This is a genomic window from Corallococcus praedator (assembly GCF_003612125.1).
Lineage (GTDB): Bacteria > Myxococcota > Myxococcia > Myxococcales > Myxococcaceae > Corallococcus > Corallococcus praedator.
Genome location: NZ_RAWI01000086.1, coordinates 12717 through 28528 on the forward strand (window position 1 = coordinate 12717; position 15812 = coordinate 28528).

General features: G+C 70.1%; 14 protein-coding genes. 9 read left to right on the forward strand and 5 right to left on the reverse strand.

Annotation, left to right across the window (positions count from 1 at the left end; all coding sequences use genetic code 11):
• Positions 1-141: 141 nt before the first annotated feature.
• Positions 142-1266: an ornithine cyclodeaminase family protein gene (locus D7Y13_RS14060; RefSeq protein ID WP_233595391.1), complete on the reverse strand. Its 1125-nt coding sequence runs from the start codon at positions 1264-1266 to the stop codon at positions 142-144.
• Between the two features lie 177 nt (positions 1267-1443).
• Between D7Y13_RS14060 and D7Y13_RS14065 the strand changes: the two genes are divergently transcribed.
• Together D7Y13_RS14065 and D7Y13_RS14070 are read left to right on the forward strand one after the other, a co-directional pair.
• Positions 1444-2715, forward strand: a complete 1272-nt coding sequence (locus D7Y13_RS14065; protein WP_120582939.1) for an acyltransferase family protein — start codon at positions 1444-1446, stop codon at positions 2713-2715.
• 40 nt (positions 2716-2755) lie between these two features.
• Positions 2756-3460 (forward strand): Coq4 family protein, encoded by a 705-nt coding sequence (locus D7Y13_RS14070; RefSeq protein ID WP_120582938.1) that lies wholly within the window; start codon positions 2756-2758, stop codon positions 3458-3460.
• A gap of 113 nt (positions 3461-3573) precedes the next feature.
• Here D7Y13_RS14070 and D7Y13_RS14075 read toward each other — a convergent pair whose 3' ends face one another.
• On the reverse strand, positions 3574-4602 hold the full coding sequence (locus D7Y13_RS14075; RefSeq protein WP_120582937.1) for a hypothetical protein: 1029 nt from the start codon (positions 4600-4602) through the stop codon (positions 3574-3576).
• 313 nt (positions 4603-4915) lie between these two features.
• Here D7Y13_RS14075 and D7Y13_RS14080 point away from each other — a divergent pair, with 313 nt between their 5' ends.
• The 6 genes from D7Y13_RS14080 to D7Y13_RS14105 are packed head-to-tail and all read left to right on the forward strand — an operon-like array spanning position 4916 to position 10652.
• Positions 4916-5962: a hypothetical protein gene (locus D7Y13_RS14080; RefSeq protein WP_147444244.1), complete on the forward strand. Its 1047-nt coding sequence runs from the start codon at positions 4916-4918 to the stop codon at positions 5960-5962.
• Positions 5944-7218, forward strand: a complete 1275-nt coding sequence (locus D7Y13_RS14085; RefSeq protein WP_120582935.1) for a condensation domain-containing protein — start codon at positions 5944-5946, stop codon at positions 7216-7218. Before D7Y13_RS14080 ends, D7Y13_RS14085 begins: the two co-directional genes overlap by 19 nt.
• Complete coding sequence (locus D7Y13_RS14090; protein WP_120582934.1) at positions 7215-7826, forward strand: methyltransferase family protein; 612 nt, start codon at positions 7215-7217, stop codon at positions 7824-7826. The genes D7Y13_RS14085 and D7Y13_RS14090 overlap by 4 nt, the downstream gene beginning before the upstream one ends.
• Positions 7827-7832: 6 nt before the next feature.
• Positions 7833-8816: a fatty acid desaturase family protein gene (locus tag D7Y13_RS14095; RefSeq protein ID WP_120582933.1), complete on the forward strand. Its 984-nt coding sequence runs from the start codon at positions 7833-7835 to the stop codon at positions 8814-8816.
• The gene (locus D7Y13_RS14100; RefSeq protein WP_120582932.1) at positions 8813-10042 is read left to right on the forward strand and encodes a CapA family protein; all 1230 of its coding nucleotides are present in this window, start codon (positions 8813-8815) and stop codon (positions 10040-10042) included. Before D7Y13_RS14095 ends, D7Y13_RS14100 begins: the two co-directional genes overlap by 4 nt.
• 1 nt (position 10043) lies before the next feature.
• On the forward strand, positions 10044-10652 hold the full coding sequence (locus D7Y13_RS14105; RefSeq protein ID WP_120582931.1) for an iron-containing redox enzyme family protein: 609 nt from the start codon (positions 10044-10046) through the stop codon (positions 10650-10652).
• A 224-nt stretch (positions 10653-10876) separates the two neighbouring features.
• Here the strand turns inward: D7Y13_RS14105 and D7Y13_RS14110 are convergent, their stop codons facing one another.
• Positions 10877-11620, reverse strand: coding sequence for an RICIN domain-containing protein (locus D7Y13_RS14110; RefSeq protein ID WP_158620318.1), 744 nt, complete (start codon positions 11618-11620; stop codon positions 10877-10879).
• Between the two features lie 342 nt (positions 11621-11962).
• Here D7Y13_RS14110 and D7Y13_RS14115 point away from each other — a divergent pair, with 342 nt between their 5' ends.
• Positions 11963-14383 carry an Ig-like domain-containing protein gene (locus D7Y13_RS14115; RefSeq protein ID WP_120582929.1) on the forward strand — a complete coding sequence of 807 codons (2421 nt, stop codon included), beginning with the start codon at positions 11963-11965 and terminating at the stop codon, positions 14381-14383.
• A 268-nt stretch (positions 14384-14651) separates the two neighbouring features.
• On the opposite strand, the gene D7Y13_RS14120 is transcribed toward D7Y13_RS14115, so the two are convergent.
• On the reverse strand, positions 14652-15227 hold the full coding sequence (locus D7Y13_RS14120; protein ID WP_120582928.1) for a class I SAM-dependent DNA methyltransferase: 576 nt from the start codon (positions 15225-15227) through the stop codon (positions 14652-14654).
• Positions 15228-15300: 73 nt separating this feature from the next.
• The coding region (locus D7Y13_RS14125; RefSeq protein ID WP_120630697.1) for a hypothetical protein at positions 15301-15812 on the reverse strand (512 nt) is incomplete at its 5' end.

The window sequence follows — 15812 nt, forward strand, 5'->3', positions numbered from 1 at the left end:
CCGACCTCCGGCCCGGGTTGACCATTCGGCGGACGCGAAGGCCCCAGGTGGGGCACCCGCGCTCCGGTGGGAATGGAGGCGTTGGCCCCACGCGCGCGGGCGCGCCGGGGCGTCAGTGTCTTGCTTGAAGGGAGGCCCCGGTCAGGAGGCCACGGCCCGCTGGGACACGGCCGGCGACGTCAGGTCCTGCTCGTCGCACAGGATCTCCGCGTCTGTCATCACATGGCCATACGGGTCCATCACGTCGTTGGACAGACTCTCCAGGTCCACGCGGGTGCCCAATCCCAGCCGGCGCGCATGGCGCAGCAGCGTCTGCGTCACCACCTGGTCTTCCAGGGCAAGGCCCGTGGAGTCGAACACGGTGCTGCGGCCGCGCCAGTCCTCATATTTCTCCGGCGCCTGCACCAGCGACACCAGCTCCGGACCAATGCGCTCACGGGGAAGCTGCTGGCACTCCCCCTCCACCACCGCCTGCGGCAGGAAGTCCGGGCAGACGAGGCTGTCCTCCAGGAAGCTCCGGGGCAGCTCCGTCTTGCCCGGCAGGTCCGAACCCACGGCATTGATGTGCACATGGGGCTTCAATCCCTGGCCCGTGATGACGGGGCCCGCGCCCACCGCCACGGACGTCGCGGTGCAGATGATGTCGGACTGGGCCTCCAACTCCTCCAGCGACACCCGCCGCACGTCCAGGTGGAGGAAGGCGACGCGCTGGGCGAAGGAGCGCTCCACGTCCTTGTCGGTGTCGAACACCAGCACCCGCTCCAGGGTGAAGACCCGGCTGAGCGCGTGCAACTGGGTGACCGCCTGCGCCCCGCAGCCCACCAGCCCGAGGACGCGGCTGTCCGGCCGCGCGAGGATCTGACTGGCCACCGCGGACGCCGCGCCCGTGCGCAGCGCGGTCGCGAAGACGCCGTCCACCACCACCTGGAGGTGCCCGGTGCGGCAATCATAGACGCTGTTGGTGGCGATGATGGTCGGCAGCCCATGCTCCGCGGGGTTGTCCGGGTTGTAGCCCACCACCTTGATGGTGACCGTCTCTCCCCGCCGCATCACCGGCATCCACTCCAGCACTCCCGTCCTCCCGGCGTGCTCGAGCGCGAAACCCTCTCGCTTGCGCACGTCGATGCGCTCCGCGTCGAACCCGCGCAAGGCCTCCGTCAGGTCATGGATGACTTCATCCATGAGGTTGTCGACGCCCACCGCGCCCACCAACCGGCGCAGGTCCGCCTGGGTCAACAGCCACGTTGCTCGATTCGTCTCGTCCACGTTTCGCCGATGCCTTGCAGAGGGTCTGCTGCCAATACGGCGGTGCGTCGGAATATTCTTCAATGGCGTTTCGCATTTATTTCCCGGTCCGAATGTTTTCCCGCTTGGGCGTATGGATGACGACCCCGGCTGTCATCGGGGGTCGGACCGCCGCCTCAACCTCAGAGAAACCGCGACATGCCCCTTCCATCACCGGCCCTCCCGGGCGAGCCCGCACCCTCCCTGCTCCAGCGGATGGGGCGGGCGTTCTCGCTCCGGGCGAGCCTCATCGAATTGTTCGCCGCGCCCCCGGCGCACAGCCGCCCGGTGGATGGGTTGAGGGCGCTGGCCATCCTCTGGGTCATCCTGTTCCACGTCTTCCAGCTCACCGGCGTCTTCATGGACCGCGGCGAGTTCGAGCGCCTGTTCCTGGCGGTGGAGGCGGACCCGCTGCGCGGCTGGGTGCTCCGGGGGGACCATGGGGTGGACCTGTTCTTCGTGCTCAGCGGCTATCTCATCACCCGCATCCTGATGCACGAGCAGGAGCAGACGGGGCGCGTGCGCATCCCCACCTTCTACTGGCGGCGCTTCCTGCGGTTGATGCCGGCCTACGCGGCGGTGCTCCTGCTGTACGTGGCCAGCCGCGCGCCCAACCACCAGAACGCCTGGGCCAACGTGCTCTATCTCAACAACTTCCTGCCGGTGTCGGAGCAGGCGGTCATCTGGTCCTGGTCGCTGGCCATCGAGGAGCAGTTCTACCTGGTGTTCCCCTTCTTCTGGCTGGTGGTGGGCACGCGCAGACACGCGGTCTGGGTGATGGCGGCGCTGTTGTTGTTGGGGGTGGGCATCGAGCATGCCCTGGTGGTGCGGCATGGCTTCACCATGCCGTTCACCATCGACCCGCTGATGCAGGGGGACGCGGGGCAGCGGTATTTCAACAGCATCTATGACAAGCCCTACACCCGCTACACGCCCATCCTCGCGGGCGTGCTGGTGGCCTACCTGCTGGGCAGGACGCGGGTGGCGGAGCGACTCCGGGCGGCGCCGGTGCTGGCTTATGGAATCCTGGTGCTGGCCCTGGGGACCCTGGGGGTGCTGATGGCGCCCCGGACGTTCTCGGGGGAATGGGGGCCGGTGGAGGGCACGCTGTACCTGACGCTGTACCGGACGCTGTTCGGGGTGGGCGCGGCGGCGCTGTTGCTGCTCATCCAGGCGAAGGCTGGCGGGGGGCAGGTGCTGGGCCGCGTCCTGGCCTGGCGGGCGCTGCGGCCCGTCGCGCAGCTGTCCTATGCGGCGTACCTGGTGCATCCGCTCATCATCTTCGGCCTGTACGGCTCCATGACCTTTGGCGGCGCGGCCAGTGTGTCATTGCTCCAGCTGAGCGCGATGTCCTTGGGGCTGACGTTGTTGGTGTCGCTGGTGCTGCATGTCCTCATCGAGCGGCCGCTGATGCGCTTGCGGCCCGCGTGAGGCTTCCCCTTTTTTCCCTTGTCGGACAGGAGACGCGGAGATGTTCAAGAAGGTCATCAACACGGTGAAGTTCCTGCGGGTGTTCGTCACGCTCATCCGCGACCCCACGCGGTTGGATCTGGTGCTGGCGCTGGGGGACGACATGGATGGGGAGGATCCGCTGGACACGGTGCCGCTGCTGCGCAAGCGGCCGGAGGCGGTGCGGCTCTTCACCGAGCCGCTCAAGCACATCCGGGTGGACCTCAAGGCGATGAAGACCCTGCCCCCCGGAACGCTGGGCCGGGTGTTCGCGGACCAGATGGAGGTGTGGGGGCTGAAGCAGGAGGACACGTACCACACGCCGGTGGCCCCCACGAATACGGCCAAGTTCCGCATCCACATGGAGCAGACGCATGACCTGTGGCACATCCTCACGGGGTTCGGGACGGACGTGAAGGGTGAGATTGGCTTGCAGGCCTTCTACATCGCGCAGCTCTGGACGCCGCTGAGCTTCGCGCTGGTGAGCGTGGGGTTCCTGCACACGCTGTTCTACCGGCTCAACGAGGGGCAGGCGCTGGTGTCGGAGGTGGCGCGGGGGTGGCTGCTCGGCAAGCGGAGCCGGCCCTTGTTCGGCGTGGACTGGAACGAGCTGTGGAGCGTGCCGCTGGACGAGGTGCGCCGGCAGTTCCACCTGGACGTGGACGCGGCCCACGCGGCGGTGCCCGTCGGGGACCTCGGGGACCTGCCGCAGCCCAAGGCGGCGTGAGGTCCATCGCGCCCTTGAGCCCGCCCGGCAAGCCCCCCATGGAGGCCTGCCGGGCTTCAACGAAGGGCGTCTAAGCGGGAACGGCGCAGGCGAGGCAGGGACAAACGGCAGCGCTACAGGAACTCGTCCCCTCCCCCAGTCTCCGGCTCCTGTGCGGAGAGGAGAACCTCCCCGGGCCGCTGCTCCACGCGGAGGCCCAGGCCCATGGCCGTCAGCTCCTCGAGCGCGGTGAGGGCCTCCATGACGGGCTGGACATCGGCGACCCGGGCAGGCACGGCGATGCGCTCGAGACGCGAGCCCACCCGCTCCAGCAGCGCGTGCGGGGGGAGTGCCTCGATGTATCGCCAATACAGATAGGCGGGCGCGCACAGCTGGGCGACCTCGGAGGGCGAGACGGTCGCGACACTCGTATCGAAGCGCGCCCTCACCTCCTCCACCGAAGTGTCCTGACGCCACAAGCCGAGCAGCGAGCGCAGGAAGTCCATCAACGGTCGCGACCGGGACGAGCCCATCTGGGCCGAGGCGACCTCCAGCGCCCGCTCGGCGCGCGCGGGGTCGGGCTCGACGAAAAACAGCGGCAGCACCTCCCCGATGCCTGGCGTGTAGAGGGGCTCGGCGAGTCGCTCCGGCGCACCCGCGAACGAGCGCAGCGTCTCGGGTTCGAGCGGCTCACCCGCCAGCCAGCGGCACCACAGCGCCTCGAGCGAGCCCGCGGCGAGCGACGCGCGGCGCAGCAGATGGGGTCGTGCCTGCTCCACGCCTCCGAACAACAAGACGGTCACCAGGTCCTCGGCGGAAGGCCCCTGGGGAAACTCGAGCGCATCCGCCCCCGTCCAGCGCGCGTACCGTTTGCGCTTCAGGTCGCGCTGGACCTCGCGCGCCACCTCGCTCCACGCGGACCAGGGCACACCGAGCGCCGCGTAGTCCGTCCGGAGGCGCTCATCCGCGGGGGCCGAGACCTCGTTGGGGCGCTTCTTGAAGTCGGACCGCACGCGCTTGAGTTCCTTCGCGAGCGCGGGCAGCTCCTCCGCCGGACAGCCACCGGTCAGGAGCCGGAGGTGGGAGATGGGAACGCCGTGCAACTTGAGCAGCCAGGATTTGAACGCCGACCAGGCGGGTGCGGAGAGGTGTCGCAATTCCACGGTCTGTCCTCGCTCAAGCGCCAGGCCCGCTCCCCCGCGATGGGTCGTCGGGCCATGGGGCCTGCCCCGTCATGATCCGGAGAATGGGGTGCGCCCTGCAAGCCGCATGTGCGCGGGATGGAAGCCATCTTGAAGTTGCCCCGGTTTCGTCCCTCCCCCTCAACAGGGCCCCCATCCCTCTGATGCGCCTCGGCTGTGCAGGGGGCTTCACACCCGTGTGCCAGGCGCTGCACGAAGGGCTGGGCGAGCGAGGTTGCGTCCGGGCGGGAGCGGGGCCTTCCCGGCTGGCCTCAAGGATGCATTGCTAGCGCACATGGGCCGGGACCGAGCTGTTTCCCTGATGGACGACCTTCGCGCCGCCAACCCCAGCGAGCACACGCGCTGGCTGGCCGCGCCCGATGAGCCGGCCTTGCGCGAGCTGCTTCACGCGCGCTACGCGGAGACGTATTCCTACCCGCTCCTCTACGAGCCCGGCGGCGCCGTGCGGCTCTGGAGGGACGGGGCGCTGCTGAGCCTCGGCGAGTTCGACGCGCGGGGGGCGCTGCTGTGGCACACGGGCCTGTGGAGCAAGCCGGGGCGGGACTCGCTGGACTCGGGGCTCTCCGTGGCGCTGCCGAGCCGCCGCACCCTCATGGGCCGCGCCGAGCACGAGGCGCTGTGGGGCTCGCTGCTGGAGCGGCTCGGGCGCTGGGTGGGCTTCCTGCACCAGAACACCTCCACGCTGCACGTCATGGCGCAGCGCTACGCCTCGCGCTTCATGGGGGCGAGGCCCATGGGCCTCGTCGTCAACTACACGCGGGGCGAGACGGTGATTGGCGTGGAGGAGGGCTCGGGCGTGCCCATGCAGGCGCTGGCGATGACGACGGTGCTCGCGCCCCCGCCGCCACGCCGGCGCTACCTGCCCGAGGGCCCGTGGGGGGAGTGGCTCGCGTCCATCCTGGCCGGGGTGGGGCTCGCGGAGTCGGTGGCCTTCACACCGCTGGAGCGCCGCGCATGGAGGGAGGGCGCCGTGCTGCGTCCGCTCGACTGGAACGCGTCGCTGCGTCTGGAGCGGCGGGGCCTCGTGGGATTCAGCGCGGAGGGCACCCCGGCGCTCACGTCCGAGCGGGCGCGCGTGGACCTCATCCACCTGCCCATGGGCGAGCCCCAGCGGGTGGCCGAGGGGACGCCGGTGCTCCTCGCGGCCGGCTTTCTTCCGACGGGCATCCGCCTCCACCAGCGCGAGCCGGATGAACTCGTCTTCCAATACGTGGCGGACCCGAGGGCCGCGTGCGAAGTCGTGAGCCGCGCCCGGCTGGACGGCGCGCGGGCCCGGGAACTCTTCGCGGGATGGAGGGAGCGATGCGCGCGAACTTCGTAGACACGTTGATGGCGCGGCTGGACGGCGAGGTCGCCACCCTCTGGGCCACGGTGCTGCTGCGGCTGGAGGACAGGCCCGACGTGGCGCTCCTGCGCCGGGGGCTGCGCGCGCTGGTGCGGGAGAGCGAGCGCCTCAACGTGGCCTGGAACGACGCGCGCCGCGCATGGGTGCCCGCCGTGCGCGGGGACGCGGAGGTGGGCGCGGCCCTGGTGGAAGGCTCGGAGCCCCTGTCCGAGCCCGACGCCGTAGCGCGAATCATCAACACGCGGGTGGACCTCACGCGCGACGTGCCGCTGCGGCTGCACTTGCATCCCATGGTGGACGCGGCCCAGGGGCCCTGGCTGCTGGGCATCCAGTTGCACCACGCCATCGGGGACGCGAAGGCGCTGGCGCACCTGCTGGAGCGGCTGTGGTTGCTCTGCGCGGGACGCGGGTCGGAGTCGCGCCCGCTGGAGCCCTCGACGCTCACGGATGGCAAGGTGCTGCTCGCGGCGCTGCGCCAGCCGGGCGTGGTGCTGGGGCTCACGAGTCCGCGCCGGCGGCTCCTGGCGCGGCGGGGAATGGGGCTGCGCCGAAGTGGGGACACCGCCGGACACGCGCTCTCGGCCACGGCGCGGCTCACGCTTCCCCAGGGCGACACGGACCTCCAGGCGTCGGAGGTCTTCTTCTCCGCGCTGCTCGCGGGCGTGGCGCTGCGAGAGTCCCCGGCGGACGGACTCATCCGCCTGCGCATGCCGGTGGACCTGCGGCGGATGCTGGGGCTCGGGCGGACGCTGGGCAATGGCTGCTCCACGGTGCCGATTGAGCTCTCCCTGAAGGAGGTCCGCGCCCGGCTGGAGGCCCCGCGCGAGCTGGCCCGCTTCCTCCGCTCCGAGGTGCAGCGGGTGCTCGATGAGGGCGTGCACTGGACGACGGCGCTGGAGTGCATGGCGGTCGCCCGGCTCGCACCGGCGCGGGTGCTGCGCAAGAACGCGCGTCCCGGGCTCATCGCCGAGCCCCGGACGAACACGCTCGTCGTCACCTACCTGGGACGGATGGACAAGCACTTCACGGAGGCGCCGCTGCGCATCCGCTCCATGCGCAGCCACACGGCCACCTGGGGCGCCACGGGCCTGTCGTTCGCGGACACGCTCAACATCAGCACGGCGGCCTTCGAGGGCCTCTGGACGCGCGAGGAGTTGCGCGACTTCACGGAGCGCGTCGCCGGGTGGGCGTCCTCGGGCTTCGGCCTGCGGGCAGAGGTGCTCGCGCCATGATGGGGCTGCGCGAGGCGCCCGGGGTGTACCTGGGCTTCATCTGCCTGCACGTGCTCGCGGGGCACCTGGGCTCCAGCCTCGTCTACCGCCTGCGCTTCGGGCGCAGCCCGCTGGCCTACCGGAGCGCGGCGGCGGATTCCGCGCACACGCGCGTCACGCGGCGCATCAGCGGCGTCTCGCTGCTCTGGGCCGGCTCCGTGCTCGCGACCGCGTTCTGGCCCGCGTGGTCCGCCATGTCCTGGGGACGGCCGCTGCTGCCCATTCCTCCGCTCGCGGGTTGGGTGCTCGGTGTCGTGGGGCTCATGGGCATGCTGTGGGCCCAGCATGGAATGGGCCCGGCGTTCCGCATCGGCGTGGACGCGGGGGAGGCCCGGCCCGAGCTGCACGAGGGGGGACTCCACCGCTACTCGCGCAACCCCATCTACGTGTTCTCCTACCTGTACCTCGTAGGGGCTTCGCTCTGGGCTCCGTCCGTGGTGACGCTGGGCGCCTGTGCGGCGCTCGGGGGGCTCTTCCATCAACTGGTGCTCCAGGAGGAGCGGTTCCTCGCGGACCGCCTCGGTGAGCCCTACGCGCGCTATTGCCAGCGCGCACCTCGCTACTTCTGACGCGCCATGCCGCCAGCCCTCTCGCGTCCCGCTGATTCGCCCGGCGCCGCGCCCCCGGAGCCCGGCCTCTCCCGCGCCGAGCTGGTGGAGCTGCTCCGCATCCGTCCTCTGCGCGCGGTGGGCATGGCGGCGCTGCACCTGGGTGTCTGGGGCGCGGCGGCCGTGGCCATTGCCCGCGCGGGCAGCGTCTGGGTGAAGCTGCCGCTGTGGCTGCTGGCGGGTGGGGCGGTGATGGGGCTCATCCAGCTCGACCACGACGCGTGGCACGACAATCTCTTCCCGAGGCCGTGGCAGAACCGCCTCTTCGGCAACGCGCTCAGCCTGCTCGTGGGCATCGCCTACGAGCCCATGCGCCATGACCACCTCGCGCACCACCGCTGGAACCGGACAAAGAAGGACCCTGACGCCTACAACGCGGGCCGCCGCTCGCTCGGGCTGTGCGCGCTCTTCTACGCCACCGTGCTGCTCGGCATCCCGCTGAGCCTCATCTACTTCAACGTCCTCTATCCGCTGCAGCACTTCTCCCGCGCGCGATTGCGCCGCCATGGCGCGGTGCTGCTCTGCTACGCGGGCTTCTACGCGGGGCTCTTCTGGCTGCTGTCGCGGCACGGGCTCGTCCCCGGCGCGGTGGAGTGCTGGCTGCTGCCGGTGCTCTTCGCCAGCCCCCTCAACGGCCTCAAGTCCATCGCGGACCACTACGCCAACACGTGGCGCGGGGACCGCTTCCACACCGCGACGACGGTGCGCGGCACGCGGCTCGTCACCTTCCTCTGGAACGGGCTCAACTACCACCTGGACCACCACCTCTATCCGCGCGTGCCCGGCTACAACCTCGCGAGGCTGCACACCCACCTGCGCCCCGGGCTGCTCGCGCGCGGCGCCCCCGTCTTCGACAGCTACCTCGACGTCATGGGACGCGCGCTGCTCGCCGGGCCCACCGTCGTGGACGAGGACGTGCGGCTCGTCACCCTGGAACGAAAGCGCCCATGAACGCCCTGCGCCAGCTGTACGCGGACATCCGCTACGAGGACGGCCGCTGGCCGCTGTCCCGCTGGGACCTCAACCTGCGCTACATCGCCAAGAGCCTCCTCCACGTCCCCGAGCCGCGCCGCACCGAGGACGTCGAGCACTTCGCGCGCGTCGCCCGGCACCTCGCCTCCGGGAGCTGGAAGCCCGACGCGCCCGCGGCGCTCAACCTGTGCGCCGTGGGCGATGTGATGTGGATTCGCAGCGGCTTCCGCGAGGCCCTCTCCCCGGGCGTGCGCGCGCTGATGGCGGACGCGCACGTGGCCTTCGCCAACCTGGAGACGCCCGTGGACCCGGCGCGGCCCGTGCCCCGGCTTGTCTACGAGACGCTCCACTACAACGCGCCACCGGGCTACCTGGACGCGTGGGAGGGCACCGCGCGCCACCGCGTGTTCTCGCTGTGCAACAACCACGCGCTGGACCAGGGCGCGGAAGGGCTGGAGCGCACGCGCCAGAGCGTGCTGGCCCGCCCGGAGCACCGCTGCGTCGGAGGCCCCCGGGCGGAGGACGCGGTGGCGGGCCTGGAGGTGGCCGGGGTGCGCCTGGGCATTGCCGCGGTGACGTATGACATCAACCACCTCGCGGGGGCGCCGCCCGAGGGCGTTCCGGTGACGCGCCTGGGCAACCCGCTGCATGCGCCCGACTGGGAGCGGCTGGGCGCCCTCATTGACGCGGCGCGCGCGGTGGGGCCGGACCTTGTGGTGCTCATGCCGCACTGGGGCTTCGAGTACGAGTACTGGCCCGAGTCCCTCCAGCGCGAGCACGCCTACCGCCTCATCGAGCGCGGGGCGGACATCCTCCTGGGCTCCTCGCCGCACGTGCTGCAGCCCGTGGAGCTGGTCTCCATCGACGGCGGGGACCCCACGTGCCCCGCGCAGGTGCGCCGGGGAGGGCCGCCGCGAGTGGGGCTCATCGCGTACTCGCTCGGCAACTTCCTGAGCATCATGCCCACGCGGGCGTGCCAGACGGGCGCGGTGCTGAAGCTCGCGCTCGCGCGGGACGCGGGGGGGCCCCTGCGCCCCGTGGACGTGCGCGCGGTGCCCACGGCGTGCGGGCGGGGCCTGGGCGGCGAGGGCTTCCTGGACGCGGGGGTCGTGGCGGTGGACGAGCTGGGCCTGGAGCGCGCGGCGCCGCACCTCGCGCACGCGCGGCGCACCCTGGGCGGACAGATTCCAACCCGGAGGGGCTGAGATGGTGTCGATGCGGGAGCAGTTGGAGGCACTCACCGTGGGCATGGCCCGGCAGGTCGCGGGCTGGCTGCCGGCCGTGACGCCCGAGCGGTACGTGGCCTTCCTGGACATGATGTACCACTACACGCTGCGCAGTGGAGACCGGCTGCGGCTCGCGGCCGAGCGCGCCACGCTCCCCGAACTGAAGGCCTTCTTCGCGGAGCTCGCGGCGGACGAGCAGTCCCACTACCAGCTCGCGAAGGCGGACCTCGCGGCCTTCGGGCGCACGCCGTCGGACGCCACGCCCCGCGAGGTCTCCGCGTTCCACGCCTTCTGGGAAGGCATCCCGGCGCAGCGCCAGCTCTCGTTCCTCGGCGCGCTGTACGTGCTGGAGGGCGTGGCGCGGCACCTCAGGGGCGACACTCGCCAGGGGTTGGGGCGGCTCGGCCTGGACAGGACGCGGGCGCGCTTCCTGCTCGTGCACCTGGACGTGGACGTGGAGCACGGCGCGCGGGCCCAGGCGCTCTGCGAGTCGCTCGGTGCGCACATCCCCGAGCCCCTGCTGGACGGCGCGCGCCAGGCGGCGGACTTCTGGGTGGCCATCCATCGCCGGGCGCTCGCGGAGGCATAGGCCGGGCCCCCGCGGGCCTGCCAGGGTCGAGCCCCTCCCCGAGTCTGGGCTGTAACCGTCCGGCCAACTGCCCAGGGCCGCCTTTCTCAACGCAGCCTCGCTGCGGTTGCTGTCCAAGGGCAGGCGCGCGTCGCAGACGAATCGGGTGAGGGCGTCCACTGTTTTTGGGCGTAGGACAGGCCCTGCCCCAGCGGGTCACGTGTCGGTGACCCGGGGCGATGGGGTCAGAGGTCCAGCCGCCAGAGCTGGTTGTCCGCCTGTCCATTGCGATGCATGGGGAAGGTGATGAGCCGCCCCGAGCCATCGGTCCTGCCGCCCTCGATATCCAGCACAAGGCCGTTGAGCTGGCTCTGGATGAAGTAGGTGCCGCGGACGCGACCGGGCACGAGCTTCCACACCTGATTGGGTCCGCCGTGGGCCTCCCAGGTGATCACGCGGGTTCCCTCGGCCTTGTTGGCCCCCTCCACGTCGAGCACGAGCCCGTTGAGCCGGCTGCGGATGAGGTAGCCACCTTGCGTGGGCACCAGCTCCCACATCTGGTTGTCATTGCCCTCGCGGTTGGACTTGGCCCGGAAGGCGACGAGCCCCGCGCCGGGCGAGCGGTTGGCACCCTCGATGTCGATGACGAGCCCCGCGAGCTTGCTGCGGATGGAGGTGCTGCGCTGGGGACGCGTCTCTCCCCGGCCATGGCCCCACTCCGAACGCCCAGGGGGCGGCGAGGGGCGCGCCTCGCCCTGACACCAGCCCGCGGGGCTGCACGTGCGTGCGCCATCGCACTGCGAGGCATCGTGGCAGCGGTTGGGCCCGGGGCGGTTGCGCGACTCGTCCCAGCGGTAGTTCGGGCCCGGTCCCGCCGCCACCGTCATCGGCAGGAGCAACAGCGCGAGCGCTGCCCATCCCCTGCCCTTCGCGGACGCTCGGTCTTCACGCGCACGACCAGCCTCGGAGCCACTGCGAACCGCGAACATGGGACTTCTCCTTTTCATGGAGGTCTCCAGTGGAGGGGCAGCGCTCGCCGCCCCCTCGCACTGTGTCCTTCATGACGGGGACCCGGGATCTTCATTCACGCAACGCTATTTCTTGAGGCAGGCGACGCGGTCCAACGCCAGGCCGCTGCGGGAGTTGCTGAAGGATGCATGTCAGGGACTTTGAGTCCATGGCCCCAAGCGCTTGTCGGCGGGTGGTAGGACGACGACGGCCATCCGCGTGTTGTGCGCCGAGCTGTCGGGAGCGTGGAGTGGTGTCGTGCATTCCATGAGAGGGGACGGCCCATTCCGGGCTTCATCCTGCTCCTCAGGGGGAGACACTCGATGCGAAGCCGTTCTGGTGTGCTGTGGTCGTGGGGGCTGGGCCTGACGCTGGCCTTGTCGCTGGGGGCGTGTGGTGTGGAGCCCCTGGAGGAAAAGATACGTCCTCTGGAGGAGGGGGTGTCGCAAGAGGACGACGGGGCGTTGACGCGTGAGCGTCCGGAAGCCTTGTTGACGTGGGACCCGTATGCGGACGCGGTGGCGTCGGGCACCACGGCGACGGTGCTCAACGCGAGCGCGGCGCTGGGCGCTCCGGACGGGCAGGCCGCGACCCTGCTGGGCTTGCTCAACGCGGCACTGGTGCTGGACCTGGGCCAGGGCGAGGAAGGCACCGGCGACCTGCGCGTCTACTACCAGGGTCTGTCGTTGGCGCTGGTGGCCCAGGTGGACTTCCTGAAGGCGGATGGGACCTTCATTGGCTCCAGCTCGTTGCACCTGGTGGAGCTGGGCCTGGGGACACATGTCGCGGTGGCGACGTACCCGGGGAACGTGCCCTATCGCTACGTGCGCCTGAGGGGCGCGGTGCTCGCGCTCTACCTGGTGGACGCGGTGGAGACGTCGCTGCGACCCTTCTGTGGTGATGGGGTGTCCGCCGGGTTCGAAACCTGTGACGACGGCAACCAGCTCTCCGGAGACGGCTGCAACAGCGTCTGCCAGGTGGAGCCGGGCTACACCTGCACGGGGCAGCCAAGCGTTTGCGACAACAACTCAGCGCCCACGGTCGAGGACGTCCACGCGACCACCCCCGAGGACACCTCGGTGAACATCACCATCCCCGCGACGGACCCGGATGGCGACGCGCTTGCCTTCTCCTACACCACGCCTGGCCATGGCACGCTCACGCTCTCGGGGGCGTCGGTGACGTACACCCCGAACGCGAACTTCGCCGGAGAGGACGCCTTCCAGGTGACGGTCTCCGACGGCAAGAAGCAGGCAACGGCCACCATCTCGGTCACCGTGACTCCGGTCAACGACGCACCCGTGGCCGCCTCCGCCGCGGTGACGGTGAACTACAACACGTCGACGCCCATCACGTTGACGGCCACGGACGTGGAAGGGGATGCGCTCACGTTCACCGTGACGGCTCCCACTCACGGAACCCTGTCCGGGACGGGCGCCCAGGTGCTCTACACGCCGGCCGCCGACTTCCAGGGGCAGGACCAGTTCACCTTCGAGGCCAGCGACGGCGCGCTTGCCTCCAATACCGCCACGGTCACCATCACCGTCCGGGGGCCGCCTGTCTGCGGCGACGGCTTCGTCGACTCGGGTGAGGTGTGTGACGACGGCAACCGCGCCGCGGGGGACGGCTGCCGAGCGGACTGCCAGGGCGTGGAGGTGTGCGGCGACGGTCTGGTCGACAGCGTGGCGGGAGAGCAGTGCGACGATGGCGGCACGACCCCCGGGGATGGCTGCGACGCCGCGTGCCAACTGGATGCCTTTACGAATGTGCCCCCCACGCTCATCAGCGGGACCCTGAACTGCACCACGGCCAACACGAACACGGGGCGCAAGGTGGCGGTGGATGCACTGGGGCGCTTCTACGCCGTCATGAGGTGCGGTGGCGCGGTCCATGTCAGCGTGAGCGTGGACCGTGGCCACACCTGGGTGGGGCCCACGCCCCTGGGCATCACCAACGCGGCTGAAGTCGCGATTGAAGGCGGCCCCACGGGGGTCGCCTACGTCGCGGCCACCAGCGCGGGCACGGTGATATTCACCCGGACCGTCGACGCGGGAGCAACCTGGGATGCGCCGCGAGTCCTCAGCTCGGCGGCCAACCCGACCGTCAGTCTGGATTCCAGGGGCGACGCCCTCTACATCTGCGTCTCGCAAGGCTCCGCGGGGGTGCGCGTCCTCCGGAACTTCGCGCGAGGCGCGAACGACTTCAGCGTGACGGACGTGGAACAGCGCAATGCCTTCTTCGACGTCATCGTGGACAAGATCAGCGGAGATGTCTTCTCGGTGAGCGACGACCCCTCTTTCCGCATCCGCCGCAGCAGCGACCAGGGGACCACCTTCGGCCCGCTGAGCTCCCCGCCGGGGCAGGCCTTCTTCTCGGACTGGACGGGCTCCAACGGCTTCATCTACACCACGGGCTCCAACGGGGATAACAACGTGGACGTCATCCCAATGTCCACGCCGGGGACGAGCACCCAGGTGCCCGGCCTGCCCACGGACGTCGGTCCCGGTTCCTTCCGGACGATTGACGCGGATGCGCTCGGCAACGGCTACATCGCCACCCAGCGGGGGACGGGCGACATCCAGTTGGACCGGATGCTCGTGGGGGCCGCCACGATCCTGACCACGGATGCCAGGACGGTGGGGCCAGGCGCCGCGCCAGCGGTCGCGGCGCTCCCGTCGAACGGCGGCGCCCTGGTGGCCTACACGAACGGCACCAGCATCTACGCCTCAGTGGTCGTGTACTGAATTGACGGAGTCCCTGATGCGCGCCTTCCAGTTCGTGAGGGAGGCGCGCATCCAGGTCTCCGTGGGTGGGGCCACGCCATGGTTGGAGTTGCGCCGAAGGGCGATTTCACCGCTTCGGCGCCGCTGTGCCTGCCCAAGACTCGCTCAACGCGGCGACCGGATTGGGGAGAGGCACAGGACTACGGCGTCGCCTACAACTCGTCGAAGAGTGCGCTCAACATGATCACCGGGTTCATGGAGCGGGTGTCGCGGATGGCGAGAAGCCGCCTCATCCAGTCTTGCGCGACAGGAAGTAGACGTTCCCGCCCGGGTCCGTGTGCGTCGCTTCCAGCGTGAGCCCGTGCGCGCGCAGCAGGTCGCGATACCCGTCGACGCTGTACGAGTGATAGCGGAACGGCACGCCATTCATCGGCTCGCCGTCGATGGAGCCATGGACGTCGCCCGAGGTGAAGAGGAACGCGGCGCCAGGTCTCAATGCCCTCGCGATGTTGGCGATCGCGTGTTCCTGCTCTTCGTGGCGCAGGTGGAACAGGACCCCCCACGCGATCGCGGCGTCGAACGTCCGCGCCTGAAGTTCACACGACTGGATGGGCGCACAGAGCACCGGCACGTGGGGGAAGTTCGCTTGAAATCGCGCCAGCAGCTCGCGGGAGCTGTCCACGCCCATCACATGGCAGCCGTGCTCCAGCAGCACCCGCGTCAGCGGCAGTCCCGTGCCGCAGCCGACGTCCAGCACCGAGGCGCCGGCCGGAAGTGAGGCCGCGAGCGCGGTCACCTCCGGGACGCCCGTGGAGCCTGTGCGTTGGGATGCATACCAGTCCGCGATCAAATCGTACTCGTGCATGCGTCAGCCTCCTCTGGTGGAACCCCTGCGTGACGGGGGATCTACCCTCACTCGAAGCCCGTGATGTCCGCGCTCAGGAACAACTCTTCTGCCCCAGGAGGGGCGTGTTCCTCGTGAATTCACAGGCGCAGTTGCTCACCATGCACTTGAAAGAGGCGGACTCATCACACAGCGACTCCACCTTGCGCCAGGCGACGGTGGGCCTTTCCCAGGTCAGGTCCTGCGTGTAGAGGACGCCGTTCTTGACCGCGAAGGCGTGGGTCCAGGTCCAGGGGTCGTTCGAAGTTTCATTCTCGGTGTTGGAGCAGCGGCTCGTCATGGTCATGACCAGACGGCCGTTCTCCACCTTCCAAGTCCCCAGATCGTTCCTCCAGTCCGCCTCAATCAAGAGGATGGACTTCCCCTTCACCAGCATGGCGAACGGATAGCTGGAACCGCGCTCCCTGCGATAGAGGCCGTCGCTCAGCGTCCCCCCATTCAGCGGGGGAGCATCCGTCACCTCCGCGCCGTCCGCATCCCACGTGGAGCACCAACCCACGGCGTCACACTTGAGCGCGGACTCCGAGCCGCCTCCGTCCCCTTCCC

Coding starts and splice junctions, on each gene's coding strand:
- D7Y13_RS14065 (WP_120582939.1), top strand. CDS start 1,444: ATGCCCCTTCCATCACCGGCCCTCCCGGGCGAGCCCGCACCCTCCCTG.
- D7Y13_RS14070 (WP_120582938.1), top strand. CDS start 2,756: ATGTTCAAGAAGGTCATCAACACGGTGAAGTTCCTGCGGGTGTTCGTC.
- D7Y13_RS14080 (WP_147444244.1), top strand. CDS start 4,916: ATGGGCCGGGACCGAGCTGTTTCCCTGATGGACGACCTTCGCGCCGCC.
- D7Y13_RS14085 (WP_120582935.1), top strand. CDS start 5,944: ATGCGCGCGAACTTCGTAGACACGTTGATGGCGCGGCTGGACGGCGAG.
- D7Y13_RS14090 (WP_120582934.1), top strand. CDS start 7,215: ATGATGGGGCTGCGCGAGGCGCCCGGGGTGTACCTGGGCTTCATCTGC.
- D7Y13_RS14095 (WP_120582933.1), top strand. CDS start 7,833: ATGCCGCCAGCCCTCTCGCGTCCCGCTGATTCGCCCGGCGCCGCGCCC.
- D7Y13_RS14100 (WP_120582932.1), top strand. CDS start 8,813: ATGAACGCCCTGCGCCAGCTGTACGCGGACATCCGCTACGAGGACGGC.
- D7Y13_RS14105 (WP_120582931.1), top strand. CDS start 10,044: ATGGTGTCGATGCGGGAGCAGTTGGAGGCACTCACCGTGGGCATGGCC.
- D7Y13_RS14110 (WP_158620318.1), bottom strand. CDS start 11,620: ATGTTCGCGGTTCGCAGTGGCTCCGAGGCTGGTCGTGCGCGTGAAGAC.
- D7Y13_RS14115 (WP_120582929.1), top strand. CDS start 11,963: ATGCGAAGCCGTTCTGGTGTGCTGTGGTCGTGGGGGCTGGGCCTGACG.
- D7Y13_RS14120 (WP_120582928.1), bottom strand. CDS start 15,227: ATGCACGAGTACGATTTGATCGCGGACTGGTATGCATCCCAACGCACA.